This is a genomic window from Streptomyces sp. NPDC127595 (assembly GCF_042671685.1).
Taxonomy (GTDB): Bacteria; Actinomycetota; Actinomycetes; order Streptomycetales; family Streptomycetaceae; genus Streptomyces.
On record NZ_JBHXWK010000012.1, the window covers coordinates 192,627 to 216,464 of the forward strand.

General features: G+C 69.6%; 26 protein-coding genes. 18 read left to right on the forward strand and 8 right to left on the reverse strand.

Annotation, left to right across the window (positions count from 1 at the left end):
* Positions 1–56 precede the first annotated feature (56 nt).
* Positions 57–362 carry a 30S ribosomal protein S14 gene (rpsN, locus tag ACFVKT_RS32340; RefSeq protein WP_365429670.1) on the reverse strand — a complete coding sequence of 102 codons (306 nt, stop codon included), beginning with the start codon at positions 360–362 and terminating at the stop codon, positions 57–59.
* Positions 362–598: a 50S ribosomal protein L28 gene (rpmB, locus tag ACFVKT_RS32345; protein WP_365429668.1), complete on the reverse strand. Its 237-nt coding sequence runs from the start codon at positions 596–598 to the stop codon at positions 362–364. The genes rpsN and rpmB overlap by 1 nt, the downstream gene beginning before the upstream one ends.
* Before the next feature lie 62 nt (positions 599–660).
* On the opposite strand from rpmB, the gene rpmG reads away from it, so the two are divergent.
* The 5 genes from rpmG to ACFVKT_RS32370 all read left to right on the forward strand — a co-directional run bounded on the left by rpmG (position 661) and on the right by ACFVKT_RS32370 (position 3,239).
* Positions 661–825: a 50S ribosomal protein L33 gene (gene rpmG / locus ACFVKT_RS32350; protein WP_385738142.1), complete on the forward strand. Its 165-nt coding sequence runs from the start codon at positions 661–663 to the stop codon at positions 823–825.
* 5 nt (positions 826–830) lie between these two features.
* Positions 831–1,094, forward strand: a complete 264-nt coding sequence (locus ACFVKT_RS32355) for a type B 50S ribosomal protein L31 (RefSeq protein ID WP_385738144.1) — start codon at positions 831–833, stop codon at positions 1,092–1,094.
* Complete coding sequence (locus ACFVKT_RS32360) at positions 1,094–2,344, forward strand: GTP-binding protein (protein WP_385738146.1); 1,251 nt, start codon at positions 1,094–1,096, stop codon at positions 2,342–2,344. Before ACFVKT_RS32355 ends, ACFVKT_RS32360 begins: the two co-directional genes overlap by 1 nt.
* Positions 2,345–2,348: 4 nt before the next feature.
* On the forward strand, positions 2,349–2,582 hold the full coding sequence (gene rpsR / locus ACFVKT_RS32365) for a 30S ribosomal protein S18 (protein WP_385738148.1): 234 nt from the start codon (positions 2,349–2,351) through the stop codon (positions 2,580–2,582).
* Between the two features lie 384 nt (positions 2,583–2,966).
* Positions 2,967–3,239 carry a DUF397 domain-containing protein gene (locus ACFVKT_RS32370; RefSeq protein ID WP_385738150.1) on the forward strand — a complete coding sequence of 91 codons (273 nt, stop codon included), beginning with the start codon at positions 2,967–2,969 and terminating at the stop codon, positions 3,237–3,239.
* A 78-nt stretch (positions 3,240–3,317) separates the two neighbouring features.
* Here the strand turns inward: ACFVKT_RS32370 and ACFVKT_RS32375 are convergent, their stop codons facing one another.
* On the reverse strand, positions 3,318–3,833 hold the full coding sequence (locus tag ACFVKT_RS32375) for an ATP-binding protein (protein WP_385738152.1): 516 nt from the start codon (positions 3,831–3,833) through the stop codon (positions 3,318–3,320).
* A gap of 337 nt (positions 3,834–4,170) precedes the next feature.
* On the opposite strand from ACFVKT_RS32375, the gene ACFVKT_RS32380 reads away from it, so the two are divergent.
* From ACFVKT_RS32380 to ACFVKT_RS32410, 7 genes are all read left to right on the forward strand, one after another.
* Positions 4,171–4,995, forward strand: a complete 825-nt coding sequence (locus ACFVKT_RS32380; protein WP_385738293.1) for a helix-turn-helix domain-containing protein — start codon at positions 4,171–4,173, stop codon at positions 4,993–4,995.
* A 179-nt stretch (positions 4,996–5,174) separates the two neighbouring features.
* Complete coding sequence (locus ACFVKT_RS32385; RefSeq protein ID WP_385738154.1) at positions 5,175–6,635, forward strand: aldehyde dehydrogenase family protein; 1,461 nt, start codon at positions 5,175–5,177, stop codon at positions 6,633–6,635.
* Between the two features lie 141 nt (positions 6,636–6,776).
* Positions 6,777–7,322 carry a DinB family protein gene (locus ACFVKT_RS32390; RefSeq protein ID WP_385738155.1) on the forward strand — a complete coding sequence of 182 codons (546 nt, stop codon included), beginning with the start codon at positions 6,777–6,779 and terminating at the stop codon, positions 7,320–7,322.
* A 63-nt stretch (positions 7,323–7,385) separates the two neighbouring features.
* Positions 7,386–8,027, forward strand: coding sequence for a PadR family transcriptional regulator (locus ACFVKT_RS32395; RefSeq protein ID WP_385738157.1), 642 nt, complete (start codon positions 7,386–7,388; stop codon positions 8,025–8,027).
* 93 nt (positions 8,028–8,120) lie between these two features.
* The gene (locus ACFVKT_RS32400; protein ID WP_385738159.1) at positions 8,121–9,134 is read left to right on the forward strand and encodes an ATP-binding cassette domain-containing protein; all 1,014 of its coding nucleotides are present in this window, start codon (positions 8,121–8,123) and stop codon (positions 9,132–9,134) included.
* Complete coding sequence (locus tag ACFVKT_RS32405; protein WP_385738161.1) at positions 9,131–9,943, forward strand: ABC transporter permease; 813 nt, start codon at positions 9,131–9,133, stop codon at positions 9,941–9,943. Before ACFVKT_RS32400 ends, ACFVKT_RS32405 begins: the two co-directional genes overlap by 4 nt.
* Before the next feature lie 182 nt (positions 9,944–10,125).
* Positions 10,126–11,289: a WD40/YVTN/BNR-like repeat-containing protein gene (locus tag ACFVKT_RS32410; protein ID WP_385738162.1), complete on the forward strand. Its 1,164-nt coding sequence runs from the start codon at positions 10,126–10,128 to the stop codon at positions 11,287–11,289.
* A gap of 68 nt (positions 11,290–11,357) precedes the next feature.
* Here the strand turns inward: ACFVKT_RS32410 and ACFVKT_RS32415 are convergent, their stop codons facing one another.
* Together ACFVKT_RS32415 and ACFVKT_RS32420 are read right to left on the reverse strand one after the other, a co-directional pair.
* On the reverse strand, positions 11,358–12,764 hold the full coding sequence (locus ACFVKT_RS32415; protein WP_385738164.1) for a glutamate decarboxylase: 1,407 nt from the start codon (positions 12,762–12,764) through the stop codon (positions 11,358–11,360).
* A gap of 10 nt (positions 12,765–12,774) precedes the next feature.
* Positions 12,775–14,055 carry an ion channel protein gene (locus ACFVKT_RS32420; RefSeq protein WP_385738166.1) on the reverse strand — a complete coding sequence of 427 codons (1,281 nt, stop codon included), beginning with the start codon at positions 14,053–14,055 and terminating at the stop codon, positions 12,775–12,777.
* Positions 14,056–14,234: 179 nt separating this feature from the next.
* Here ACFVKT_RS32420 and ACFVKT_RS32425 point away from each other — a divergent pair, with 179 nt between their 5' ends.
* On the forward strand, positions 14,235–15,002 hold the full coding sequence (locus ACFVKT_RS32425) for a MerR family transcriptional regulator (RefSeq protein WP_385738168.1): 768 nt from the start codon (positions 14,235–14,237) through the stop codon (positions 15,000–15,002).
* A gap of 93 nt (positions 15,003–15,095) precedes the next feature.
* Here the strand turns inward: ACFVKT_RS32425 and ACFVKT_RS32430 are convergent, their stop codons facing one another.
* Positions 15,096–15,461, reverse strand: a complete 366-nt coding sequence (locus ACFVKT_RS32430; protein ID WP_385738170.1) for a YbjQ family protein — start codon at positions 15,459–15,461, stop codon at positions 15,096–15,098.
* A 158-nt stretch (positions 15,462–15,619) separates the two neighbouring features.
* Here ACFVKT_RS32430 and ACFVKT_RS32435 point away from each other — a divergent pair, with 158 nt between their 5' ends.
* Positions 15,620–16,468 (forward strand): VTT domain-containing protein, encoded by an 849-nt coding sequence (locus ACFVKT_RS32435; protein ID WP_385738172.1) that lies wholly within the window; start codon positions 15,620–15,622, stop codon positions 16,466–16,468.
* A gap of 48 nt (positions 16,469–16,516) precedes the next feature.
* Here ACFVKT_RS32435 and ACFVKT_RS32440 read toward each other — a convergent pair whose 3' ends face one another.
* Positions 16,517–18,178, reverse strand: coding sequence for a threonine/serine exporter ThrE family protein (locus ACFVKT_RS32440; RefSeq protein WP_385738294.1), 1,662 nt, complete (start codon positions 18,176–18,178; stop codon positions 16,517–16,519).
* 135 nt (positions 18,179–18,313) lie between these two features.
* Positions 18,314–18,805, reverse strand: a complete 492-nt coding sequence (locus tag ACFVKT_RS32445; RefSeq protein WP_168529311.1) for an inorganic diphosphatase — start codon at positions 18,803–18,805, stop codon at positions 18,314–18,316.
* A 79-nt stretch (positions 18,806–18,884) separates the two neighbouring features.
* Between ACFVKT_RS32445 and dacB the strand changes: the two genes are divergently transcribed.
* From dacB to hpt, 4 genes are all read left to right on the forward strand, one after another.
* Entirely contained in the window at positions 18,885–20,447 is a 1,563-nt protein-coding gene (gene dacB, locus ACFVKT_RS32450) for a D-alanyl-D-alanine carboxypeptidase/D-alanyl-D-alanine-endopeptidase (RefSeq protein ID WP_385738174.1), read from the forward strand.
* A 163-nt stretch (positions 20,448–20,610) separates the two neighbouring features.
* Complete coding sequence (locus ACFVKT_RS32455) at positions 20,611–21,750, forward strand: zinc-dependent metalloprotease (protein WP_385738176.1); 1,140 nt, start codon at positions 20,611–20,613, stop codon at positions 21,748–21,750.
* Between the two features lie 192 nt (positions 21,751–21,942).
* The gene (gene tilS, locus ACFVKT_RS32460; RefSeq protein ID WP_385738178.1) at positions 21,943–23,061 is read left to right on the forward strand and encodes a tRNA lysidine(34) synthetase TilS; all 1,119 of its coding nucleotides are present in this window, start codon (positions 21,943–21,945) and stop codon (positions 23,059–23,061) included.
* A 109-nt stretch (positions 23,062–23,170) separates the two neighbouring features.
* Positions 23,171–23,731, forward strand: coding sequence for a hypoxanthine phosphoribosyltransferase (hpt, locus tag ACFVKT_RS32465; protein ID WP_261704688.1), 561 nt, complete (start codon positions 23,171–23,173; stop codon positions 23,729–23,731).
* Positions 23,732–23,838: the final 107 nt, after the last annotated feature.

The window sequence follows — 23,838 nt, forward strand, 5'->3', positions numbered from 1 at the left end:
CAAGGTGGAGAAAAGGGTGGAGAAGATGCCGGGGTCGCCGGAACGACCGCAGCAAGTTACCAGGAGGACTTTCGCACCCCGGGAAGAAATCCCGCGTGCGCCTGCTCCCGCAGATTCACCCGGGACAGGCCGAAGGTACGGAGATAGCCGCGGGGGCGCCCGTCCACGCTGTCCCGGTTGCGTACGCGGGTGGCGCTGGCGTCGCGCGGCTGCCTGCGCAACTCCTCCTGGGCGGCGAGCCGTTCGGCCTCGCTCGACGACGGCCGTCGGATGACCTCCTTCAGCTCGGCCCGCCGGGCGGCGTACCGCGCGACGATCTGCCGGCGCTCGTCGTTCTTCGCGATCTTGCTCTTCTTCGCCATCAGACCTTCACCCCTCGGGCGCGGATCCTCGCCACGGCCGCCTCGACGCCGATCGTGTCGACCGTCTTGATCCCGCGTGCGCTCAGCCGCAGCCGTACATGGCGGCCCTCGCTCGGCAGCCAGTAGCGCTTGCGCTGGATGTTGGGGTCGAACCGGCGTGCGGTGCGCCGGTGTGAGTGAGAGATCTGATTGCCGAAGCCCGGCTGGGCGCCGGTCAGCATGCAGTGGGCGGACAAGGGTGACGCACCTCTCCAGATTGCTGGTTGGTAATGGGATTCATGTTCAGTAAGATATCAGCATGGCACGCAACGAACTCCGTCCGATCGTCAAACTCCGTTCGACGGCCGGGACCGGCTACACGTACGTCACCCGCAAGAACCGCCGGAACGACCCGGACCGCATGGTCCTGCGCAAGTTCGACCCGGTCGTCCGCCGGCACGTCGACTTCCGAGAGGAGCGCTGACCGTCATGCGCGAGGGAATCCACCCGTCCTACGGCCTCGTCGTCTTCCGCGACCGCGCCGCCAACCACACCTTCCTCACCCGCTCCACGCTCGCCGCCACGGCGGGCGGGAAGACGATCGAGTGGGAGGACGGCAACACCTACCCGGTCTTCGACGTCGAGATCTCGGACGTGAGCCACCCCTTCTACACAGGCAACGCGCGTGTGCTGGACACCGCGGGCCGCGTGGAGCGCTTCGAGCGACGGTTCGGCAAGCGCGGGGGCCGCTGATGGCGGGCGGGGGGCTGTCCGTCGCGATCGTCGGCGGACTGCACGCCGATGCCCGCAGGGCTGCCGTCGAGCGGCTGCTGGCGGACGTGCCGGGGAGCGTGGCGCTCCACCACGACCTGGCGACGGCCGCGGCGGGCACGGTCGTCCGTACGATCCGGGACGCCACCGGCGTGCTGTCCGTCGGCGAGGCACCCCTCGTCAACGACTGCGCGTGCTGCGCCCTGCGCGAGGACCTGGTGCCGGAGCTGGAGCGACTCTCTGACGCGGGGCTCACGCCGCTCGCGATCGTGGAGCTGTGGGACTCGGTCGAGCCGAAGGCCATGGCCGAGGTCGTGGCGGCCGGCGGTCTCACGCTGACCGGCGTGATCACCGCTGTCGACCCGGCCCTCCTGCTGCCCTACCTCGGCAACGGCGACGACCTCGCCGACGGCGGCCTCGCCGCGGCCGCCTCCGACCAGCGCACGGTCGCCGACACCTTCGCCCGCCAGTTGGAGTACGCGCCCGTCCTCGCCATCGCCCCCTCCGAGGAGGCCGACGAAGAGGACCGCGCGCTGCTGGCGCAGTTGCATCCGACGGCGCGACAGGTGCCGATCGGGGAGCATCCGCCGGCCCGGCAAGTGCCCCTCGGAGAGGGCGACTTCGCCCGGCCGATGCCGATGCCTCCGTCGAAGGCGATGCCGATGCCCCTGTCGAAGATGACGCCGGCTCCCCGCTCCCCCCTCGCCGAAGCCGCCCTCGCCGGTTTCGACGTAGAGGCGGCCGCCGCCGCCCAGCACCCCGCCTCCGCACGGCTCCCGGCCGAGGCCGACGAGTGCGGGGTCGCCACCCTCGTATGGCACCGTCGGCGTCCGTTCCACCCGGAGCGGCTGTATGAGGCGCTGGAGGATCTGTGCTGCGCGGCCGCGCGCAGCAGGGGGCGGTTCTGGCTCGCCGACCGGCCCGACACGCTGCTGCACTGGGACGCGGCCGGGGGCGCGCTCTGCGTGGAGAGCGCGGGTCCGTGGCTCGCCTCGCTGCCGGACGCGGCATGGGACATGGTCCCGCCGGTGCGCCGCGCCGCCGCAGCCCTCGACTGGCACCCGGAGCACGGCGACTGCTGCCAGCACCTGGTCTTCACGTCCCCCGGTCTGGACCGCGACGGCCTCGAACTGCTCCTGGAGTCCTGCCTGTTGACCGATGCCGAGTACGCCGCCGGGCGCGCCGCCTGGAAGCGGCTCCCGCCCGCCTTCGACACCCTCCTGGAGGTCTGACCCCATGGCCCGTAAGCCCGAGCGCAAGCCCGCGAAGTCCCGCCCCAATCCGCTGGACCGCGACAAGATCACGTACATCGACTACAAGGACACGGACCTGCTGCGCCGGTTCATCTCCGACCGCGGCAAGATCCGCAGCCGCCGTGTCACCCGCGTGACGGCGCAGCAGCAGCGGATGCTGACCCGCGCGATCAAGAACGCCCGGGAGATGGCGCTGCTGCCGTACTCGAGCCGCTGACCGGCGGTCCGGCCCGCTGTGGGGCACATGTGGCTGGGGGTTCCCTATGTGTCATACGTAGGGAACCCCCAGCTTTATCCGCTACCTATTTGTCGAGGTTTCAAGGAGGTTGGAACACAGTGGCCGTCTCGTGCGTCTCTTACTTACAGGCACGGGGGCTGGAGATCGTGTGCGATGCGATCTTCCGGGAATGCGCTGGGGACCAGCAGTAATCGCTTGCACAACCGCCTGTAGTCAAAAGGCCGGTAAAAGCTGTAACCACAGGACCACCCCGCGTGCACGTGCATCTGCCCATGCATCTGCACATGAACAGAGCTATGATCCGGGTCAGTTGACCACTGCATCAATGGCCACATCAGCCACTGCACGACCGGGGAGCGACCTGTGGACCACGACGTGTACGACGTGGATTTCGTGGATGACGTGTACAACGGCATGGCTGCGACCGAGCTGAACGGAGTGGCCTGGCAGAAGAGCCGGCACAGCAACTCGCAGGGTTCCTGCGTGGAGTTCGCGCGGCTGCCGGGCGGCGACGTCGCCGTGCGGAACTCGCGGTTCCCCACCGGGCCCGCGCTCGTCTACACGCGCGCCGAGATCGAAGCCATGCTCCTGGGTATCAAGGACGGCGAGTTCGACCATCTGATCGCGGGCGCCTGATCACGCAACCGAGTGTGATCGCCGTAGATCAGGGAGTAACGCGCGTAGAACCGCGGCGCCGGAAGGCGCCGCGGTTCTTCAGTCGCAGGGTGTCGCGGGCGGAGCCGACGGCAGCCGGAACAGCGCCCACACGACCTTGCCGTTGAGGGTGCCCGCGAGCGGGTGCCAGCCCCAGCTGTCGGAGAACGAGTCGACCAGGAAGAGGCCGCGGCCCGACTCCGCGGAGAAGTCCTCCGAGTCACCCGCGACCGGGCTGTCGTGACTGGGGTCGCGCACCGCGCACACCAGACGCTCGGTCCACCGCATCAAGTGCAGCCGCACGGGCGGCCCTTGGTCCTCCGGGCGGGGCGTGTCCGAGGGCAGTGCGTGCCGCAGCGCGTTGGTGACGAGCTCGGAGACCACCAGACAGGCATCGTCGAAGCGGTCGCCGATCTCCCACTGGTCGAGCGTTCTGCGGGTGAACTGCCGCGCCTCGCGCACCGCTTCGTAGCGGGCGGGCAGGGCGCAGGAAGCGGCGTTGGACACGGCCGCAGGATCGAGCGGCGGAAGTCCCTGCCGTAAGGGCTCGAGCATGGTCGATCCATTCGTCCCCATGCGAGGCACTCCCGGGTGTTCGCGGTCGTTGCGATGCAGCGGTGGCGCGAGGACCATGGTTCCGAATGCGCAGAGCAGATGCAAGGGCAGATGCACGTGCACGCGCCCGAATTGGACCTTCCTCTACCGGTTCTTGCTCATTTCTTCTGTCACCTTCTTCACTCTTGTTGTCCGTCCAGTGGTCTGTTCCTGTGGCAGTCCTTTGAATCCTTTCCATTTCTGTAACCGAACGAGTACAGCTCGAAGTGTTTTAGTGGCAGACTGCGGCCCCTGGAGACGGTTGGGGAGGCGGACGAACGTGAGCGCTGGTGAGTCGAGCGGCTCGGTGGTGCGGCGCATGCTGCTGGGATCGCATCTCAGGCGCCTGCGAGAGGCGCGTGGAATCACCCGTGAAGCGGCCGGTTACTCGATCCGTGCCTCCGAATCGAAGATCAGCCGCATGGAGTTGGGACGGGTGAGCTTCAAGACGCGCGACGTCGAGGACCTGCTGACGCTCTACGGCATCATGGACGAGGCCGAGCGCACGTCCCTGGTGTCCCTCGCGAAGGAAGCCAACGTCGCGGGCTGGTGGCACAGTTACTCCGACATCCTGCCCAGCTGGTTCCCGACCTATGTCGGCCTGGAGGGCGCGGCCCACCTGATCCGTGCGTACGAAGTGCAGTTCGTCCACGGCCTGTTCCAGACCGAGGCGTACGCGCACGCGGTCGTCACGCGCGGCATGAAGGGTGCGAGCGCCGCCGACATCGACCGGCGCGTGGCACTGCGCCTGGAGCGCCAGAAGTACCTCGTCGCCGAGAGCTCCCCCGAGTTCCACATCGTCCTCGACGAGGCCGCACTGCGCCGCCCGTACGGCGACCGCGAGGTGATGCGCGGGCAACTCCAGCATCTGATCGAGGTGTCGGAGCGTCCGAACGTACGACTTCAGGTCATGCCGTTCAGCTTCGGCGGCCACTCGGGAGAGAGCGGCTCCTTCACCATCCTCAGCTTCCCGGAGTCCGACCTCTCCGACGTCGTCTATCTGGAGCAGCTCACCAGCGCGCTCTACCTGGACAAGCGCGAGGACGTCACGCAGTACGAAAGCGCACTGAAGCAGTTGCAGCAGGACAGCCCGGGACCGTCGGAGAGCCGCGACCTGCTCAGGGGACTGCTCCAGCTCTCCTGAGGGTCCTGTGGGAACCCCGTGGGAACCGTGTGGGGACTTTCCGGGAATTCCTGGGACTCTTCACAGGATCTCCCGAGCTGTTCTCCAAGTCCCTTGAAACGCAAGTACGATGACGTCCGATCAGGTGTTGATCAGATGTCTGCTTCGGCAGCGCAGGGATTGAGGGATAGAGGGAGTACATGTCGTCCTACTTCACCGACCTGGCCCAGCAGTACATCGACGGTGAGTGGCGCCCGGGAACCGGTTCCTGGGACATCATCGACTTCAACCCGTACGACGGCGAGAAGCTGGCGTCGATCACGATAGCCACGGTCGACCAGGTCGACGACGCCTACCGCGCGGCCGAGCGTGCCCAGAAGGCATGGGCCGCGACCAATCCGTACGCGCGCCGCGGCGTCTTCGAGCGCGCCCTGCGGATCATCGAGGAGCGCGAGGCGGAGATCACCGAGCTGATCATCGCCGAGATCGGCGGCACCCACACCAAGGCGGGCTTCGAGCTCCACCTCGCCAAGGAGTTCCTCCGCGAGTCGGTCCAGTGGGCGCTGCGCCCCGAGGGCAAGATCGTCCCCTCGCCGGTCGACGGCAAGGAGAACCGCGTCTACAAGGTTCCCGTCGGCGTCGTCGGTGTCATCAGCCCCTTCAACTTCCCCTTCCTGCTGTCGATCAAGTCCGTCGCCCCGGCGCTCGCCCTCGGCAACGCCGTGGTCCTCAAGCCGCACCAGAACACCCCGATCGCCGGCGGTTCCCTGGTCGCCAAGCTCTTCGAGGACGCGGGCCTGCCCGCCGGCCTGCTGAACGTCGTGATCACCGACATCGCCGAGATCGGCGACGCCTTCATCGAGCACCCGGTCCCGAAGGTCATCTCCTTCACCGGCTCCGACAAGGTCGGCCGCCATGTGGCCACCGTCTGCGCCGCGAACTTCAAGCGCTCGATCCTCGAACTCGGCGGCAACAGCGCCCTGGTGGTCCTGGAGGACGCGGACATCGACTACGCGGTCGACGCGGCGGTCTTCAGCCGGTACGTCCATCAGGGCCAGGTCTGCATGGCCGCCAACCGCGTCCTGGTGGACCGCTCGATCGAGGCCGAGTTCACCGAGAAGTTCGTCGCCAAGGTGAAGACGCTCAAGGTCGGCGACCCGACCGACCCGACGACGATCATCGGCCCGGTCATCAACTCCTCGCAGGCGGACGCGCTCACGGGCGTGGTCGACCAGGCGATCGCCGAGGGTGCCACCGCGCTTGTGCACGGCACCTCGACCGACAACCTCGTCTCGCCGAGCGTCCTGACCGGCCTGCCCGCCGAGTCGGCCCTCTTCCAGCAGGAGATCTTCGGCCCGATCGCCATCATCGTGCCCTTCGACGGCGAGGAGGAGGCGGTCCGTATCGCCAACGACACCCCGTACGGGCTCAGCGGCGCCGTCCACACCGCCGACGTCGAGCGCGGAGTCGCCTTCGCCAAGCAGATCGACACCGGCATGTTCCACGTCAACGACGGCACCGTCCACGACGAGCCGATCGTCGCCTTCGGCGGCGAGAAGAACTCGGGCATCGGCCGCCTGAACGGCGAAGCGGTGGTCGACGCGTTCACCACGATGAAGTGGATCTCGGTGCAGCACGGGCGGAGCTTCTTCCCGTTCTGAGCCTTCCGGCTTTTCCGAGTCTTCCGGCTTTCTGTTTTTCGACGGGCCCTTGCGGACAGAACCTGACCGCAAGGGCCCGTAGCTTCATCGGTGTCAGGCAGAAGGTGCCCGGCAGGAAGACCCGATGAAAGGCGGCCGGTCATGGTCACTCACGTTCCCGCAGAGGCACCCGGAGACGAGCGCGGGGCCCTCCTGGCCTTCGTCGAGGCCCAGCGCGGCGGCCTGCGGCGCGCGGTGCTCGGACTGAGCGACGAGCAGGCGGCGCGTACGCCCAGCGCCAGCGAGCTGTCGCTGTCCGGGCTCGTCAAGCACGTCGCCGAGTGCGAGCTGAACTGGCTGCGGCTGGCCCAGCAGAAGCCCAACGAGCGGGCGCGTACCGAGGAGACCTGGGGAGACGGCTTCCGGCTCGCCGAGGGCGAGACGGTGGCCGGAACCCTCGCGTTCTGGGACGGCGTGGCCCGCGAGACCGAGGAGTTCATCCGCTCCGTCGGCTCCCTGGACGACACCTTCCCGCTGCCCGAGGCACCCTGGTTCCCCAAGGGCGACGTCTCGATGCGCTGGCTCCTGCTCCACCTCGTCGAGGAGATCGCCCGGCACGCCGGCCACGCCGACATCATCCGCGAGTCCCTGGACGGCGCGACCGCCTTCCAACTGGTCGCCAAGGAGCAGGGCACGTCCTGGGGGTGAGCCGGTCCGCCCGGGGGCAGGGCACGTCGTAGGAGGCAGGCGCCGGGTCCTAATGTGGACCGCATGTCAGCGATCCGTCTCCTGGTGCTCGGCGCCGTCCGCCAGCACGGGCGGGCCCACGGCTACCAGGTCCGCAACGACCTGGAGTACTGGGGCGCGCACGAGTGGTCCAACGCCAAGCCCGGCTCGATCTACCACGCGCTCAAGCAGATGGCGAAGCAGGGACTGCTGCACGCGCACGAGATCGCGCCGTCCACGGCAGGCGGCCCGCCGCGCACCGAGTACGAGATCACGGACAAGGGAACCGAGGAGTTCCTGTCGCTCCTGCGCGAGTCCCTGACGTCGTACGACCAGAAGATGGACGCCCAGTCTGCGGGCATCGGCTTCATCGTCGACCTGCCGAGGGCCGAGGCGGTGGCCCTCCTGGAGGAGCGGATCCGCAGGATCGAGGAATGGCGGAGGGCCGTCACCGAGCACTACGTGCCCGAGGACGGCCCCGAACAGCTCGGCCACATCGGCGAGATCATGAACCTCTGGGTCCACACCGCCGACTCCGACGCCGAGTGGACGCGCGGACTGATCGCACGGATCGAGCGCGGGGCGTACGCCTTCGCGGGCGAGGGCGAGCCGTTCGTCGGCGTCCTGGCCGAGGGCGAGGAGAACCCGTACGCGACGGGGACCCCGCACCCCGGGGACCGCGTCTAGTCGGGTCTCGCGGCTAATCAAGTTTGACGAATGGGTGCCCGGGGATTACTTTCGAGGCGTAGTCAAGTTTGACTACTGGGCGAAGGGGATCGGATGACCGACGCGATCGTCGCTGAGGGCGTACGGAAGAGGTACGGCGACAAGGCGGCCCTGGACGGCCTTGACCTGACGGTGCGCCGCGGCACCGTGCACGGGCTGCTCGGTCCGAACGGCGCAGGCAAGACCACCATGGTGCGCGTGCTGACCACTCTGCTGCGGCCCGACGAGGGCCGGGTGCAGGTCGCCGGGTACGACGTGGTGCGCGAGGCCGGCCGGGTGCGGCACCGCATCGGCCTGCTCGGCCAGCACGCCGCGCTCGACGAGGAGCTCGGCGGACACCAGAACCTGGAGATGTTCGGCCGGCTCCACCACCTGGGCGCCCGCCACGCGCGCGTGCGGGCCGACGAGCTCCTGGAGCGCTTCGGCCTCGCGGACACCGGACGCAAGGCGGTCAAGCAGTACAGCGGCGGCATGCGGCGCCGCCTGGACCTCGCCGCGTCCCTCATCACCGAGCCGGAGGTGCTCTTCCTCGACGAACCGACGACCGGCCTCGACCCGCGCGGCCGGGCGGAGGTGTGGGCCGCCGTCCGCTCCCTGGTCGGCGGCGGCACCACGGTCCTGCTCACCACGCAGTACCTGGAGGAGGCCGACCAGCTCGCCCACCGCATCTCCGTCGTCGACCACGGCCGGGTCATCGCGGACGGCACGGCGGACGAGCTGAAGGCACGCACCGGCGGCGACCGGATCGACGTGGTCCTCCGGGACGGCGGCCAACTGGGCGCCGCCGTGGCCCTGTTGCCGTTCCCCGCCGACGGAGTCTCCGTCGACACCGACCGCCGTCTCCTCAGCGCCCCGGTCACCGACCGCATGGCGGCACTCGCAGGAGCCGTCCGCGCCCTGGACGAGGCCGGCATAGAGGCCGAGGACATCGCGCTGCGACGGCCGACGCTGGACGAGGTGTTCCTGGACCTGACCGGGGACATACAGCGTGCGGACGAGCACCGCACGGGCCGCACGGGCCGTATGGACCGTACGGATCGCACGGACCGTATGGAGGAGACCGTATGAGTACGTACGAGGCGGCCCGTCCCGGGACTTCGGGGGACTCGCGGGCTTCGGGGGCGTACGTCCTGACCGACTGCTGGACCATGACCCGCCGCGAACTCGCCCACTGGGCACGGCAACCCGTCCAGGTGCTCGTCGGCCTGGTCTTCCCCGTGATGCTGCTGCTGATGTTCGGCTATCTGATCGGCGGCGGCCGCGGCGTCCAGGGCGACTACGTCGACTTCCTGGTGCCCGGCATGCTCGCGCTGACCATGGCCTTCGGCCTGGAGGGCACGATGCTGGCCGTCACCCAGGACCTCAACAAGGGAGTGATCGACCGCTTCCGGTCGATGCCGATGACCAACGGAGCGGTCCTGGTGGGCCGTTCGGCCGCCGACATGCTCCAGTCGGCGGTGTCCCTGGTGGTGATGATCGGCGTCGGGTACGCGATCGGCTGGCGCGCCCACGGCACGTTCGCGGCGTTCCTGGGCGCCGTCGGACTGCTGCTGCTCTTCCGGTTCGCCATGCTGTGGATCGGCATCCACCTGGCGATGGTCGCCGGGAAACCGGAAATGGTCCAGGCCGTGCAGATCCTGGTCTGGCCGGTCGGCTTCCTGTCCAACGCGTTCGCGACCCCCGACTCCATGCCGGGCTGGCTGGGCACGGCGGTCGAGTGGAACCCGATGTCCCAGACGGCCACGGCGGTACGGGACCTGTTCGGCGGGCCGGGCGGAGAGCCGGGGCACGTCTGGGCGGCGGTGGCCTGGCCGCTGGCCCTGCTGGCGGTGTTCCTTCCGCTGGCGGTACGGAGGTTCGGGGCGCTGAGTAGGTAGCTGAGTCAGCAGGCGTACGGCGCCCTCGGCCCTTCGCCCGAAAAGTCGTCGCGAGGAAATGGGAACCCGAGCGCGGCGAGCGGTGTACCAGAAATGACGGTGCGTCGCGGGATCGGGGGATTCTCATGAAGTGGGGCAAGGGCAGGGGCAGGGGCAGGGGCAGGGGCAGGGGCAAGGCGGTCGTGGCCGCGGTACTGGCCGTACTGGCGCTGTTGGCCGGATGTGTCGACGCCGGGGCGCGCGCGGACAGAGGCGCGGCTGAGGGGGCGGGCAGAAGCGCCCCCGCCCGGACGGGGTCTGCGCCACCCCGGATCCCGTCCGCACCGGACCTCCCCGGCGTTCCGCACGCCGTCGGCTTCGCGTCGGACGCCGGCGGGTTCGCCCTGCTCGCGGAGTTCGGGAAGGCGCCCTGCCGCCAGCACGTCGCCGTGCTCGACAAGGGCGCCGACTCCTGGCGCCTCGGGCGCTCCCCGCTGGCCGACCTGCCCGGGGGCGTCGGCATCACGGCGGGGCTCGTGGTGCTGGGCCCCGGCCGTGCGCTGATCACCGAGGGGCGGACGGTGCCCGACCGGACCTGGTTCACGGAGGACGGCGGACGCACCTGGCGGCGCGGCACCGACGAACCCTCGGGCACGACTCCCGAGGTACCCGAAGGAGGCGTTCTGGTGCAGGACTGCTCCCGGCTGGACAAGGAGGGGAACAACTGCGAGGCGTCCCGGCTGATCGTCGTCCTCCCGGACACGGGCCACTTCGAAGTCCTGGCCAGCCAGCCCCCGCTGGCGGGTCGGCTGGGCCCGGCGGGGCAGACGGAAAGCGGGCTGCTCTTCGCCTCAGGCACCGACCCGAACTCCGGCCGCCCGGCGCTCGCCGTCAGCGAGGACCGCGGGCGCACCTGGCGTCTGTCCCCGTTCGCCAGCTCCGACAAGCGCGGCTGGGGAATCGGGGTGGTCTCGTCCGGGGACGTCCTGTACGCGGCTCAGTCGGGCGGGTTGCCCGCCGAGGAGGGCGTGAAGAACGGCCTGCGCGCACTGCACCGCAGCACCGACGGAGGCCACACCTGGGAGCGGGTCTGGAGGTACCGCAAGGGCGTGCACCCGCTCTCCACGAGTGGTGATCCGGTGGCCGCCGCCGACGGCAGCCTCACCATCCAGGGCGAGGACGGCGTCTGGCGCAGCACCGACGGCGGCCGGTCCTTCCAGGCGGCCAGCGGCTCACAGGGCCTGGGAGGTTCGGTGACCCTGACGCCGCTCGGCTATCTGGCGAGCGACAGCTTTGGCGTCGGCAGCTACCGCATATCCGCCGACGGGATCCACTGGCACAGCTTCGTCCTGGGCGACGGAGACTGACCACGCCCGTCCCGTCCAGGCCCGTCCCGTCGAGGCCCGTCCAGGCCAGGACGGGCCGCAGCGGCGGATCAGTGGTGGAAGCCGGTCGCCGCGTCCTTGTCGCGCGTCAACGGATGGGGCTGCCGGCGCAGTTCAGGCAGCAGCCGCCCGAGGTCCTCCACGAAGAGCTCGGCGAGGTCCTCCGAGAAGCCGTTGCGGCACACCACCCGCAGCACGGACAGGTCCTCGCGGTTGGCCGGGAAGGTGTACGCGGGCAGCAGCCAGCCCCGCTCGCGCATCCGCCGGGACACGTCGAAGACGTCGTACGCGGTCACGTCGGGCTTCGTGGTGAAGGCGAAGACCGGCAACTCGTCGCCGCGGGTGAGGAGTTGGAAGTCGCCCAGCGCCTCGATGCGTTCGGAGAGCCTGAGCGCCACATCCCGGGTCGTCTGCTGCACGGCCCGGAATCCCTCGCGGCCCAGCCGAAGGAAGGTGTAGTACTGCGCCACGACCTGGGCGCCGGGCCTGGAGAAGTTGAGCGCGAAGGTCGGCATGTCGCCGCCCAGGTAGTTGACCCGGAAGACGAGTTCCTCCGGCAGCTCGACCGCCGACCTCCACAGCGCCCAGCCGACACCCGGGTAGACGAGGCCGTACTTGTGCCCCGAGGTGTTGATGGACGACACCCTCGGCAGCCGGAAGTCCCAGACCAGGTCCTCGTCGAGGAAAGGAGCGACCATCCCGCCGGACGCGCCGTCCACATGCACCGGGATGTCGAGCCCGGTCCGCTCCTGAAGGGCGTCCAGGGCCGCGCACAGCTCGGCGATCGGCTCGTAGGACCCGTCGAAGGTGGACCCGAGGATGCCGACGACCCCGATGGTGTTCTCGTCGCACAGGTCGGCGGCCGCCTGGGGGTCGAGGTGGAACCGGTCGCCCTCCATGGGGACCTGGCGTGCCTCGACCTCCCAGAAGTTGCAGAACTTGTCCCAGCAGACCTGGACGTTGACACCCATGACGAGGTTCGGGCGAGCCGCTGGATAGCGGTCGGCGTTGCGCTGGGCCCAGCGCCGCTTCAGCGCCATCCCCGCGAGCATGCACGCCTCACTGGACCCGGTCGTCGAACAGCCCACGGCGGCAGCCGGATCGGGGGCGTTCCACAGGTCGGCGAGCATGGCCACACAGCGCCGCTCCAGCTCGGCGGTGCGGGGGTACTCATCCTTGTCGATCATGTTCTTGTCCCGGCACTCGGTCATCAGCAACCCGGCCTGCGGCTCCATCCAGGTGGTGACGAAGGTCGCGAGGTTCAGCCGTGAGTTGCCGTCCAGCATCAGTTCGTCATGGACGAGTTGATACGCGGTCGTGGGCGGCAGAGGCCCGTCCGGGAGCCGGTGCTTGGGCGGGGCCTCGGTCATGCCGCCGACCGGATTGGCCTCCCCGAAGAAGGGGTTCACGGACATGGGACGCTCGTCGCGCTTCTCGGGGCCTTGGTGGAGCGGCATGACATCTCTCCTAGCGGATCGGGGTTCCGTCGTCGTGAAGCTGCATCTGCGGGCGCCCGGTGACAAGCAGCCAGGCCGGAACCGACGCCAGCACCAGCAGCGGCAGCACGGCCGGGTCGGACACCAGGATCGCCGCGGTGAACAGGCTGATCCAGCCCTGCCGGGTGACGGCCAGCAGTACGCCCAGGACACCGCACACCACACCGACCGTGGGATGGACCTGGGGTACCAGAGCGTGCGCGCACAGGCCGACGGCCACCCCGGCGAAGACGGCGGGGAAGATCCGGCCGCCCCGGAAGCCGCAGGCCGCGGCGATCAGGAGTGCAGCCAGTTTCACCACGGCCATCAGTGCGAACCGTCCGGCCGACCAGCCCTCCGGGTTGCCGGCGAGCGCCTTCACCTCGTCCAGCCCCTTGAAGAGCGTCAGATGCCCGCCCAGGGCGCCCAGCAGGCCCAGGACGAGCCCGCCCAGGGGAATCGCCAGCATGGGGTGCCCGAGCCGTGAGAAGGCGCTGTGGACGTAAGGGAAGGCGTATACCGCGGCCATCCCCACCGTCGCCCCGGCCGAGGCGACCACCAAGGCGGACAGGAGGTCGCCCCAGCGCGGTCCGGAGTAGTCCGGCAGGGAGAGGTCGAAGCTCGGGTGGGCGAGCAGTGTCATGGTCAGCGCACCCGTGCCGCCCGCGAGGAGCGGCGGCAGCAGCCGGTCCCAGAGGGCGCCGGGTCCCGGCTGCCCGGCCAGCACCTCGGAGAAGATCAGAGCGGCGGCCACCGGCGTTCCGAACAGCGCGCCGATCGTGCCCGCGGCCGCCAGCATCATCCACAGGGTGGCGGGGGAGTCCGGGGCCGCCTTCCTGCCCAGCCAGTACGCGAGAGCGATGTTGGCGGCCGTGATCGGGTTCTCGGGGCCCAGGCTCACCCCGCCCGCCAGCGCCAGGATGGTGGCGAGGAGCAGCCCGGGCAGCAGGCGGGGTGGCAGGGGCGGGTCGACCAGGCCCATGGTCGCCGGGTCCGGACCCGCGTGCCCCGGCACTTTCCACACCACCAGGCCCACCGCGACACCGGTGGCGGTGAGTATCACGATCATCCAGAGCACGGAGTACCGGCCCACGTCCAGCGCGTCCGGCAGGGTCTCCCAGAGAACGTCCTGGAGTTGCTCGGCCAGCAGACTGATGCCCAGCAGGACGAGCGCCGCCGCCACGCCGACCACCACCGAGGGCACGATCAACGGAAGCAGACGCGGCGCGGGGACCTGTTCCGGGTCCGGTCCCGCCGTGGCTTCTGTGGTCACGCGCTCACCCTAAGTGGGCGAAACCGACATAACACCCCAGGGGGTCCGGTCCAGAACTCCAGCAGGCCTGCTCCAGTCCGCAGGACCGACCCCGGGATTTCATGACTCCGGGATTCGGGACTTGCACCTCACGTCACGTGAGGCAGCAGCCTGGGAGGCGTACGGAGAAGGGAGCGGAAGTGAGCTATCCAGTGGGCAAGGTCGCAGGTTTCGCCGGAGTCACGGTGCGCACGCTGCACCACTACGACGAGATCGGCCTGCTCGCACCGAGCGGACGCAGTCGGGCGGGCCACCGGCGTTACAGCGACGCCGATCTCGACCGCCTGCAGCAGATCCTGTTCTACCGGGAACTGGGCTTCCCCCTCGTCGAGGTCGCCGCCCTCCTCGACGACCCGGCCGCGGACCCGCGCGCGCATCTGCGCCGCCGGCACGAGCTGCTGACCGCCCGGATCGAGAAGTTGCAGAAGATGGCCGCGGCCGTGGAACACGCCATGGAGGCACGCAAGATGGGCATCAACCTCACGCCCGAGGAGAAGTTCGAGGTCTTCGGGGACAAGGATCCGGAAGCACACGCGGAAGAGGCCGAGCGGCGCTGGGGCGGCACGGAGGCGTACGCCGAGTCGCAGCGCCGCGCCGCCCGGTACACCAAGGACGACTGGCAGCGCATGCAGGCCGAAGTGGCCTCCTGGGGCGAGCGTTACGACGCCCTGATGGAGGCCGGTGAGCCGCCGGCCGGTGAGCGCGCCATGGACATGGCCGAGGAACACCGCCGGCACATCACCAAGTGGTTCTACGAGTGCTCGTACGAGACCCACCAGGGACTCGCCGGGATGTACATCTCCGACGAGCGCTTCAAGGCGTTCTACGACTCCATGCGCCCCGGGCTCGCCGAGCACCTGAGGGACGCGATCGGGGCGAACGCGGCCCGGCACTCCCAGGGAGCCTGACGGTAAGGGGCGTCGCCAATTGGCGACGCCCCTTACCGACGTGCACTTCTTCGCCCAGTCCTGATCCCCGAGGACCAGCCCTGTTCCAGATCACTACTCCTTGACCAGCACGACCGCTGTCCCGTACGCGCACACCTCCGTGCCCACGTCCGCCGCCTCCGTCACGTCGAAGCGGAACATCAGGACCCCGTTGGCGCCCCGCGCGCGTGCCTGTTCGATGAGCCGCTCCATGGCCTGGTTACGGGTTTCCACGAGCGTCTTGGTGAGCCCTTTGAGCTCACCGCCGATCATCGACTTCAGGCCCGCACCGATCTGGCTGCCCAGGTGCCGGGAGCGCACGGTGAGGCCGAAGACCTCGCCGATGACTTCCTGGACCCGGTAACCGGGCGCGTCGTTCGTCGTCACGACCAGAACGTCCGAGTGGGGTCCCTGACCGCCGCCGTACTCTTCTATGCCCATGACGCCCAGCTTTGTACGGCTCACAGCTTTGTACCAGTCGGCGCACAGTGCATCCTGTAGGCGTCGGTGGAACCTGGGCGCGACGCATTGCGTTGATAGCTTTGGTCGGCCGCATCTGGACCGCCGTCCCTTCCTTCACCCCACAGGAGCCCGGAACCGTGACGACGCTTGCCCTCGGACCAAGCTGGCTGGATCCGAACACGCTCCTGGACAACTTCGGCATCTGGGGCCTGCTGCTCATCGTCTTCGCCGAGTCCGGCCTGCTCATCGGCTTCTTCCTGCCGGGTGACTCGCTGCTGTTCACCGCCGGACTGCTGATCACCGCGGGCACGCTGGACTTCCCGCTGTGGGCGGCGATCGCGCTGATCTGCGTCGCCGCGATCCTCGGTGACCAGGCGGGCTATCTCTTCGGCAAGAAGGTCGGACCCTCGCTCTTCACCCGCCCGGACTCCCGCCTCTTCAAACAGGAGAACGTGGTCAAGGCCCACGAGTTCTTCGAGAAGCACGGGCCCAAGTCCCTGGTCCTGGCCCGCTTCGTGCCCATCGTGCGCACGTTCACGCCGATCATCGCCGGCGTCAGCGGCATGAAGTACCGCTCGTTCATCACGTACAACGTCATCGGTGGTGTCCTCTGGGGCGCCGGTGTCACGGCGCTCGGCGCCTGGCTCGGCAACATCGAGTTCGTGCACAAGAACATCGAGGCGATCCTGATCCTGATCGTCCTCATCTCGGTGATCCCGATCGTCATCGAGTACCTCCGGGCGCGTGGCAAGTCCAAGAAGGAAGCCGCCCAGGCTCCTGAGCAGGCTCCCTCCGGACCGGCCGACGACGAGACGGCGCAGCTCCGGGTGCCCCCGTTCCAGCACCACCAGGGTCAGAACCCGAACGACGGCCAGGACCCGTATCAGGGTCAGAACCCGAACCACGGCCAGGGCCCGTACCCGAACCAGGACACGTACCAGGACCCGAACCAGCCTCCGCGCGGCGGCCGTCACGCCAAGCGGTAAGCGGTAAGCGGTAAGCGGTAACACCGTCAGGACTGGATTCCCGTACGACTAGAAGCCGCGCGTCCGCTTGGCCGCGCGGCGGCCCCCGGCGCCCCCGCCCGGCACTCGCAGGAACAGCCGGGAGATCTCGGACCCCAGGTTCACGCCGATGGCGATGGCCATCGCGAGGGCGGCGGCCTTGGTCAGGGACACGAGCCCCTCGTCGAGTTCGTTCTGGGCGATGGACAGCAGGCCGAAGTAGGTGGCCGAACCCGGCAGCAGCGGGCCGATCGCGGCCGTCGTGTATGGCAGCGCGGACGCGAACCGGTAGCGGGAGAGCAGCTGCCCGAACAGGCCGACCAGACCCGCCGCCACGGCCGTGGAGGCGACCGGTGAGATGCCGCCCGCGTAGTGCATCGCCCCGTACACCGACCAGGCCACGCCGCCGTTGAGGGTCACCGCGAGCACGGTGGACCGTTCCTGCTGGAGCAGGATCGCGAAGGTGAGCGACAGCAGCATGGACGCGGCGATCTGCAGCAGAGGCCGCTCGGAGATGCTCAGGGCCTGGTCCGGATTGAGCTCCGCGCCCAGTTTCACGCCGAAATAGAGCACCAGAAGCACGCCGACGACGATGCCCACGAAGAAGTACATGACTTCCAGCAGGCGGGCGGCCGCCGTGATGTAGAAGCCCGTCAGACCGTCCTGGACGCCCGCGACGAGCGCCCGCCCGGGCAGCAGCGCGAACAGCCCACCGGTGATCACGGCGGACGCCTTCACGTCCATGTGCGCGAGCTGGATCGCGACACCGATCGCGGCGGGCGGCGTCGCGGCCACCGTGAACTGGTAGAACTCCGGCAGTCCGCGCCCCGCACACAGCCACGCCAGCCGGTCGCCCAGCATCGCGCCGAGCGCGGCGGCGACGAACACGAGCGCGTCACCGCCGACGAGTACCGAGGCCGCGCCGGCCAGCAGCCCGGTCGCCGACGTCAGCACCCAGCCGGGATACGGGTGCCGGTTGCGCCGCATCTCGGCGAGCCGCCCGTAGGCCTCCTCCAGGGAGATCGCGGTCTCCGGGTCGCTCAGGTCGTCCACGAGCCGGAAGACGGCCGCGAGGCGTGTGTAGTCGGTGCCCCGGCGGCGTACGGTCCGGGACGCCGTCACCGGGTCCTCCACCAGGGACGGCTGATGCGAGATGGACAACAGCGTGAAGGTGACGGTCGGTTCGCAGCGGTCCAGGCCGTAGCTGCGGCACACGGCGAACATCGCCGCCTCCACGTCCTCGGCGCCCTCACCACCCGCGAGCAGCAGCTCGCCGATCCGCAGGGTCAGGTCGAGCACGCGCGGGACGGCGGGCCCCGACTCGTCCTCCTTGTGGACCGGTTCGGGCGCGGGCCGCTCGGTCACCGGCATGCGCAGCATCTCGCGCATCCGGTCCTGCCAGGGCACGTCCTTGGTCAGCTTGACCATGGGGATGCCCGTCGGAGGCGTGAACGCGGGCCAGGCGGTCTGCGTGCTGTACGAGGCCGGCGTACTGAACGCCGAACCCTCGGCGTCGGCCACGGACGGCTGGCTTACGCCCAGCCCCTTCGGGAGTGCGAACTCGGACGTCGTCGACGACTCGTCATCGACCGCCGGGGGCTGCGGCGGTGCCACACCGGCCGGCTGGGAGAAAGCACTCCTCGCCTCGTCCGACTGCGGTTTGCGGTCTTCCGCCTCCGGGTCCGCCACCAGCTCCAGCCTTGCCTTTCGTGCACATGCGTTTCTTGCGTACCGTCTGTATGCCCTGTGCCCTCAGTATGCGTACGGACACACGAACGGGCCGCGCGACCCATGAGGATCACGCGGCCCGAACCGGAGCGGGCGTGCTCAGTGGCCGCCCTGCTCCTTGAGTCGCTTGTACGAGCGCTCGATCTCGGCCTCGGCCTCCGTGCGGCCCACCCAGTTGGCGCCCTCGACGGACTTGCCGGGCTCCAGGTCCTTGTAGACCTCGAAGAAGTGCTGGATCTCCAGGCGGTCGAACTCCGACACGTGGTGGATGTCGCGCAGGTGCTCCACCCGGGGGTCGTGCGCCGGGACGCACAGCAGCTTGTCGTCGCCGCCGGCCTCGTCCGTCATACGGAACATGCCGATCGTGCGGCACTGGATGAGGCAGCCGGGGAAGGTCGGCTCGTCCAGGATGACCAGCGCGTCCAGCGGGTCGCCGTCCTCGCCGAGGGTGTTCTCGACGAATCCGTAGTCGGCCGGGTAACTGGTCGAGGTGAAGAGTCGACGGTCCAAGCGGATCCGACCGGTCTCGTGGTCCACCTCGTACTTGTTCCGCGAACCCTTCGGAATCTCGATCGTGACGTCGAACTCCACCGGTGGCTCCTCCATGATCAGCACATAGTTCTGGTGGTTAAGTGTCCCTCACGCAGGTGTGTGATCGCGAAAGGGGCTGGTGGTCGTGCCAGAGGCGAGGGCTTGGCGGGCCGCGAGACCGCATGTGGTGCGGATCGCGAGTTCGGTGAAACCGCACGTGGCGCGGATCACCCAAGCCGTGCGGCCGCGTCCCGTCAAGTTCACGACACCGCAGCTCACAGTCGTCGCCGCCACCGTGGGCCTGGCGCTCGCGGCCGGGGCGGTGGCCGCGGCCGGTCCCTGGGACTCCTCCGGTCAGCGTACGGCGGAGCGCGACTGGGCGGCATCGCGGGAGGGCGAGGGTGGCACAGATCACGGCCTTACCTCCGGTACGTCCGCGAAGGCGCCCCGCCCCGCTCCCAGCGCCGCCTCCGTGCTCACCGGACTCGGCGGCTCCACGGCCGCGGGTTCGGTGCCCGCACCCGCCGGGAAGGCCCTCGCGGACGTCCTGGACCCGCTCCTGAACGACCCCGCCCTGGGCGCGGACCGGACCGCCGTGGTCGTCGACGTGGCGACCGGCAAGCGGCTGTACGACAAGGGTGCGGGCGAGGCCCAGACCCCGGCCTCCACCACGAAGATCGCCACCGCGGTCGCCGCGCTCTCGGCGGCCGGCCCCGATCACCGCATCACCACACGCACGGTCCTGGAGCCCGACACCAAGGAGGTCGTCCTCGTCGGTGCCGGCGATCCGACCCTGACCGCCCGTGAGGACGCGAAGGGCTACGCGAGCCTGCGCACCCTGGCCGACGAGACGGCAAGCGCCCTGAAGGCGCGTCATCTCTCCCAGGTGACGCTCTCGTACGACACCTCGCTGTACTCGGGGCCCACGGTGCACCCCATCGGTGACAACCCCAACCTCGCACCGGTCACCGCCCTGATGGTCGACGAGGCCCGCACCGACGACTCGGACAGCGGCACCGCCGAGCGCAGCGAGGACCCGGCGGGGGAGGCGGCAGGGGAGTTCGCGAAGCTGCTCCAGGCCAAGGGAATCAAGACGACATCGCCCGGCCTCTCCAAGGCGACCAGCCGTTCGCAGGCCCTCGCCTCAGTCTCCTCACCGCCCCTGTCCGCCCTCGTGGAGCGGATGCTGACGAACAGCGACAACGACATCGCGGAGGCGCTGGCCCGCCAGGTCGCTCTCGCGACGGGCGGGAAGGCGAGTTTCGAGGGCGGCGGGAAGGCGATCGGCCTGCAGCTCGAGAAGCTCGGATTCGCCCTGTCCGGCGTCGACTTCGCCGACGGAAGCGGCCTGAACCGCGAGGACAAGCTGACGGCCGGCCTGCTCACCGCGCTGCTGGCGAAGGCCGGCGACCCCGCCCACCCCGAACTCCGTCCCGTCCTGACCGGCCTCCCCATCGCAGGCTTCACCGGCACCCTCACCGACCGTTACGCCACCGACGCCTCCGCCACCGGTGTCGTACGCGCCAAGACCGGCACCCTGACCGGCGTCAACACCCTGGCGGGCACGGTCGTCGACGCCGACGGCCGCCTCCTCGCCTTTGCCTTCCTGACCTCCGACGAGGCTCACCCCCCGCAGAAGGAAGCGGCCCAGGCAGCCCTGGACCGCGCGGCCACGGCACTGGCGGGCTGCGGCTGCAGGTAGCCGCCCTCACCGGGGTCGCCAGTGCTGCGCCGGGCACCGACCGAACACACCCCGGCCCCTGCCGACCCGGACGGCATCAAGCGCACCGCCCGCCCCAAGGCGGAGGGCGACCAGGACCTCGTACCTCTAACCGCAGTCGGACACGCTCACGTACGGTTGACGCATGACGAGCATCGGTGGTGCCGAGATGGTCGACTGGAATCTCGCGGTGGCAACCGCGACACGGCTTGTACGTCCGGGCCCCGAGGTGAGCCGGGACGAGGCCAGAGAGGTCGTCGCGGAGCTGAGGCGGCACGCGAAAGCCTCGGAGCTGCACGTCCGGGCCTTCACCCGGATGGGTACGGAGGACACCCACGACACCCCCATCCTCGTCGTGGACCGGCCCGGCTGGGTGCGGGCGAACGTCGCAGGGTTCCGGGAGGTGCTCAAGCCCCTGCTGGAGAAGATGCAGGAGCGGCGGTCGAGCACCCCGGGCGGAGCCGTCCTCGGCGCCGTCGGTGGCAAGGTGACCGGCGTGGAGCTGGGGATGCTGCTGTCGTTCCTGTCGTCGCGGGTCCTGGGCCAGTACGAGACCTTCGCCCCGGCGACGCGTGAGCTGCCCGCAGGGGGCCCCGCTGATTCACCGAGTGGCGGCGGCAGGCTCCTCCTGGTCGCGCCGAACATCGTGCACGTGGAGCGCGAACTCGACGTACAGCCCCACGACTTCCGCCTCTGGGTCTGCCTGCACGAGGAGACGCACCGCACCCAGTTCACGGCCGTGCCCTGGCTGCAGGCCCACCTGGAGGGCGAAATCCAGTCGTTCCTGGGGGAGACCGAGGTCGACCCCATGACAGTCCTCGAACGTATCCGCGAAGCCGCCCAGTCGCTGGCGGGCGGACGGCCCGAGGGCGAGGAGGACGACGGCGGCCGCTCGCTCGTCGAGATCGTGCAGACGCCCGCTCAGCGGGAGATCCTCGGCCGGCTGACCGCCGTGATGTCGCTCCTGGAGGGCCACGCGGACTTCGTGATGGACGGCGTCGGTCCCGACGTCGTGCCGTCCGTCGCCGAGATCCGCGAGAAGTTCCAGCAACGCCGTGCCAAGGGGGCCTCCCGGCTGGACCTCGCCCTGCGCAAGCTGCTCGGTTTGGATGCCAAACTGAGGCAGTACAAGGACGGCGAGCGGTTCGTGCGGTCCGTCGTCGAAGAGGTCGGCATGGACGGGTTCAACCGGGTGTGGACTTCTCCGAACACCCTCCCGACCAAGACGGAGATCGCCAAACCGGCGGACTGGGTCGCGCGGGTGCACCGCAAGGCGGAGTCGTGAACCCTGCGTGGGGGTCGTGAAGCGAATCCGGCCGACGGCAGGCAAACGCCCCTCCAATCACCCGTCCGAGGGACCGTGAGCCTTGGGTAGGCGTGCAATGCTCGGGGAACGGCCCGGTTCTGTCACCATCTACACACTCTGAGTGACCGATACCGGGTTAACCCCCCGAAAACTTCATGAAGGGAACCGGACATGGGTCCCCATCCTGCGGTCGCGGCGATACGCCTGGCGGTTCGCCGCGTACTCCACGACATCCTCACCGAGCACACGCCCGCCCCCGACACCAGGCGCACGCCCGCCCCCGAGGCCGCGCGCCCGTCCGCCGCCGAGCGCGTACCCGCTCCGGGTACAAGGCGCTCGACCGCACCCGACATCCCTCCGGCACCCCCGCACCAGCCGTCACCGCTGGTGCTCGTCGCGTGCTCCGGTGGCGCCGACTCGATGGCGCTTGCCTCCGCCCTCGCCTTCGAAGCCCCCAAACTCGGCATCCGCGCCGGCGGCATCACCGTCGACCACGGTCTGCAGCCCGGCTCCGACCTGCGCGCCGACGAGGTCGTGCTGCGCCTCACCGAGCTGGGACTGAACCCGGCCGAGTCCATCGCGGTCACCGTGGGCCGCGAAGGCGGGCCCGAGGCCGCCGCCCGCGACGCCCGGTACTCCGCCCTGGACGCCGCCGCCGAACGCCATGGCGCCACCGCGATCCTGCTCGGCCACACCCGCGACGACCAAGCCGAAACCGTCCTGCTCGGTCTCGCCCGTGGCTCCGGCATCCGCTCCCTGTCCGGAATGGCCGCAGTCTCGGGGGCTGACGGCCGTTACCGGCGCCCGTTCCTGTTCCTGGACCGGCAGACCGCCCGCAAGGCGTGCATGGTCCAGTCGCTGCCCGTCTGGGACGACCCGCACAACGCCGACCCGGCCTACACCCGCTCCCGGCTGCGCCACGAGGGCCTGCCCGCCCTGGAGAAGGCGCTCGGCAAGGGAGTCGTCGAGGCGCTCGCCCGTACCGCCCAGCTCTCCCGCGACGACGCCGACGCCCTCGACGCCTGGGCCAGCCAGGCAGAGGCCTCCGTACGGGACGCAGCGGGCCTTCTGGAGTGCGCGAAGCTCTACGCCCTGCCGCCCGCCGTCCGCCGCCGCATCCTGCGCCGTGCCGCCATCGAGGCGGGCGCCCCGGCCGGTTCGCTGTTCGCCCGGCACATCGAGGAAGTCGACCGGCTGATCACCGGCTGGCGCGGCCAGGGAGCCATCAATCTCCCGGGCAAGGTCGTCGCCCAGCGCCAGGGTGGCAGACTGGTGATTCGGCAAGGCTGAATCCGGACCCTCCACCGGGACCGCCCACGCGGTTCCCGGGGGCCCGCTCACGCGGGTCGCGAGCGGTTCGAGCGGCCGCCGAAAAGGTTCGGACGGACGACCGAAAGTGATGCGGGTGGACGCGAAAGACATGGGCACCGACCTCAAGTCGGTGCTCATCACCAAGGAAGAGATCGACGCCAAGCTGGTTGAGCTGGCCGCGAAGATCGACGCGGAGTACGCGGGCAAGGACCTGCTGATCGTCGGTGTCCTGAAGGGCGCCGTGATGGTCATGGCGGACCTGGCGCGTGCGCTGTCCACCCCCGTCACGATGGACTGGATGGCGGTGTCGTCCTATGGCGCGGGCACCCAGTCCTCCGGCGTGGTGCGGATCCTCAAGGACCTCGACACCGACATCAAGGGCAAGCACGTCCTGATCGTCGAGGACATCATCGATTCCGGGCTGACGCTGTCCTGGCTGATCTCCAACCTCGGCTCCCGGGAGCCCGCCTCCCTCAAGGTGTGCACCCTGCTGCGCAAGCCGGACGCGGCCAAGGTCGCGATCGACGTGGAGTGGGTCGGCTTCGACATCCCGAACGAGTTCGTCATCGGCTACGGCCTCGACTACGCGGAGAAGTACCGCAACCTCCCGTTCGTCGGTACGCTCGCGCCTCACGTGTACGGCGGCTAGCACAGCTGTCTAAGACAACCGGGAACCCCAGCGGGGTTCGCGCCGTTGGAGCATGCGTAGACGGGATTGCCAGCAGTCCCCTGCGGCTTCGGGTGACAATGCTGGGG

Coding starts and splice junctions, on each gene's coding strand:
- rpsN (WP_365429670.1), bottom strand. CDS start 362: ATGGCGAAGAAGAGCAAGATCGCGAAGAACGACGAGCGCCGGCAGATC.
- rpmG (WP_385738142.1), top strand. CDS start 661: ATGGCACGCAACGAACTCCGTCCGATCGTCAAACTCCGTTCGACGGCC.
- ACFVKT_RS32355 (WP_385738144.1), top strand. CDS start 831: ATGCGCGAGGGAATCCACCCGTCCTACGGCCTCGTCGTCTTCCGCGAC.
- ACFVKT_RS32360 (WP_385738146.1), top strand. CDS start 1,094: ATGGCGGGCGGGGGGCTGTCCGTCGCGATCGTCGGCGGACTGCACGCC.
- rpsR (WP_385738148.1), top strand. CDS start 2,349: ATGGCCCGTAAGCCCGAGCGCAAGCCCGCGAAGTCCCGCCCCAATCCG.
- ACFVKT_RS32375 (WP_385738152.1), bottom strand. CDS start 3,833: ATGGGGACGAATGGATCGACCATGCTCGAGCCCTTACGGCAGGGACTT.
- ACFVKT_RS32380 (WP_385738293.1), top strand. CDS start 4,171: ATGCTGCTGGGATCGCATCTCAGGCGCCTGCGAGAGGCGCGTGGAATC.
- ACFVKT_RS32385 (WP_385738154.1), top strand. CDS start 5,175: ATGTCGTCCTACTTCACCGACCTGGCCCAGCAGTACATCGACGGTGAG.
- ACFVKT_RS32390 (WP_385738155.1), top strand. CDS start 6,777: ATGGTCACTCACGTTCCCGCAGAGGCACCCGGAGACGAGCGCGGGGCC.
- ACFVKT_RS32395 (WP_385738157.1), top strand. CDS start 7,386: ATGTCAGCGATCCGTCTCCTGGTGCTCGGCGCCGTCCGCCAGCACGGG.
- ACFVKT_RS32400 (WP_385738159.1), top strand. CDS start 8,121: ATGACCGACGCGATCGTCGCTGAGGGCGTACGGAAGAGGTACGGCGAC.
- ACFVKT_RS32405 (WP_385738161.1), top strand. CDS start 9,131: ATGAGTACGTACGAGGCGGCCCGTCCCGGGACTTCGGGGGACTCGCGG.
- ACFVKT_RS32415 (WP_385738164.1), bottom strand. CDS start 12,764: ATGCCGCTCCACCAAGGCCCCGAGAAGCGCGACGAGCGTCCCATGTCC.
- ACFVKT_RS32430 (WP_385738170.1), bottom strand. CDS start 15,461: ATGGGCATAGAAGAGTACGGCGGCGGTCAGGGACCCCACTCGGACGTT.
- ACFVKT_RS32455 (WP_385738176.1), top strand. CDS start 20,611: ATGACGAGCATCGGTGGTGCCGAGATGGTCGACTGGAATCTCGCGGTG.
- tilS (WP_385738178.1), top strand. CDS start 21,943: ATGGGTCCCCATCCTGCGGTCGCGGCGATACGCCTGGCGGTTCGCCGC.
- hpt (WP_261704688.1), top strand. CDS start 23,171: ATGCGGGTGGACGCGAAAGACATGGGCACCGACCTCAAGTCGGTGCTC.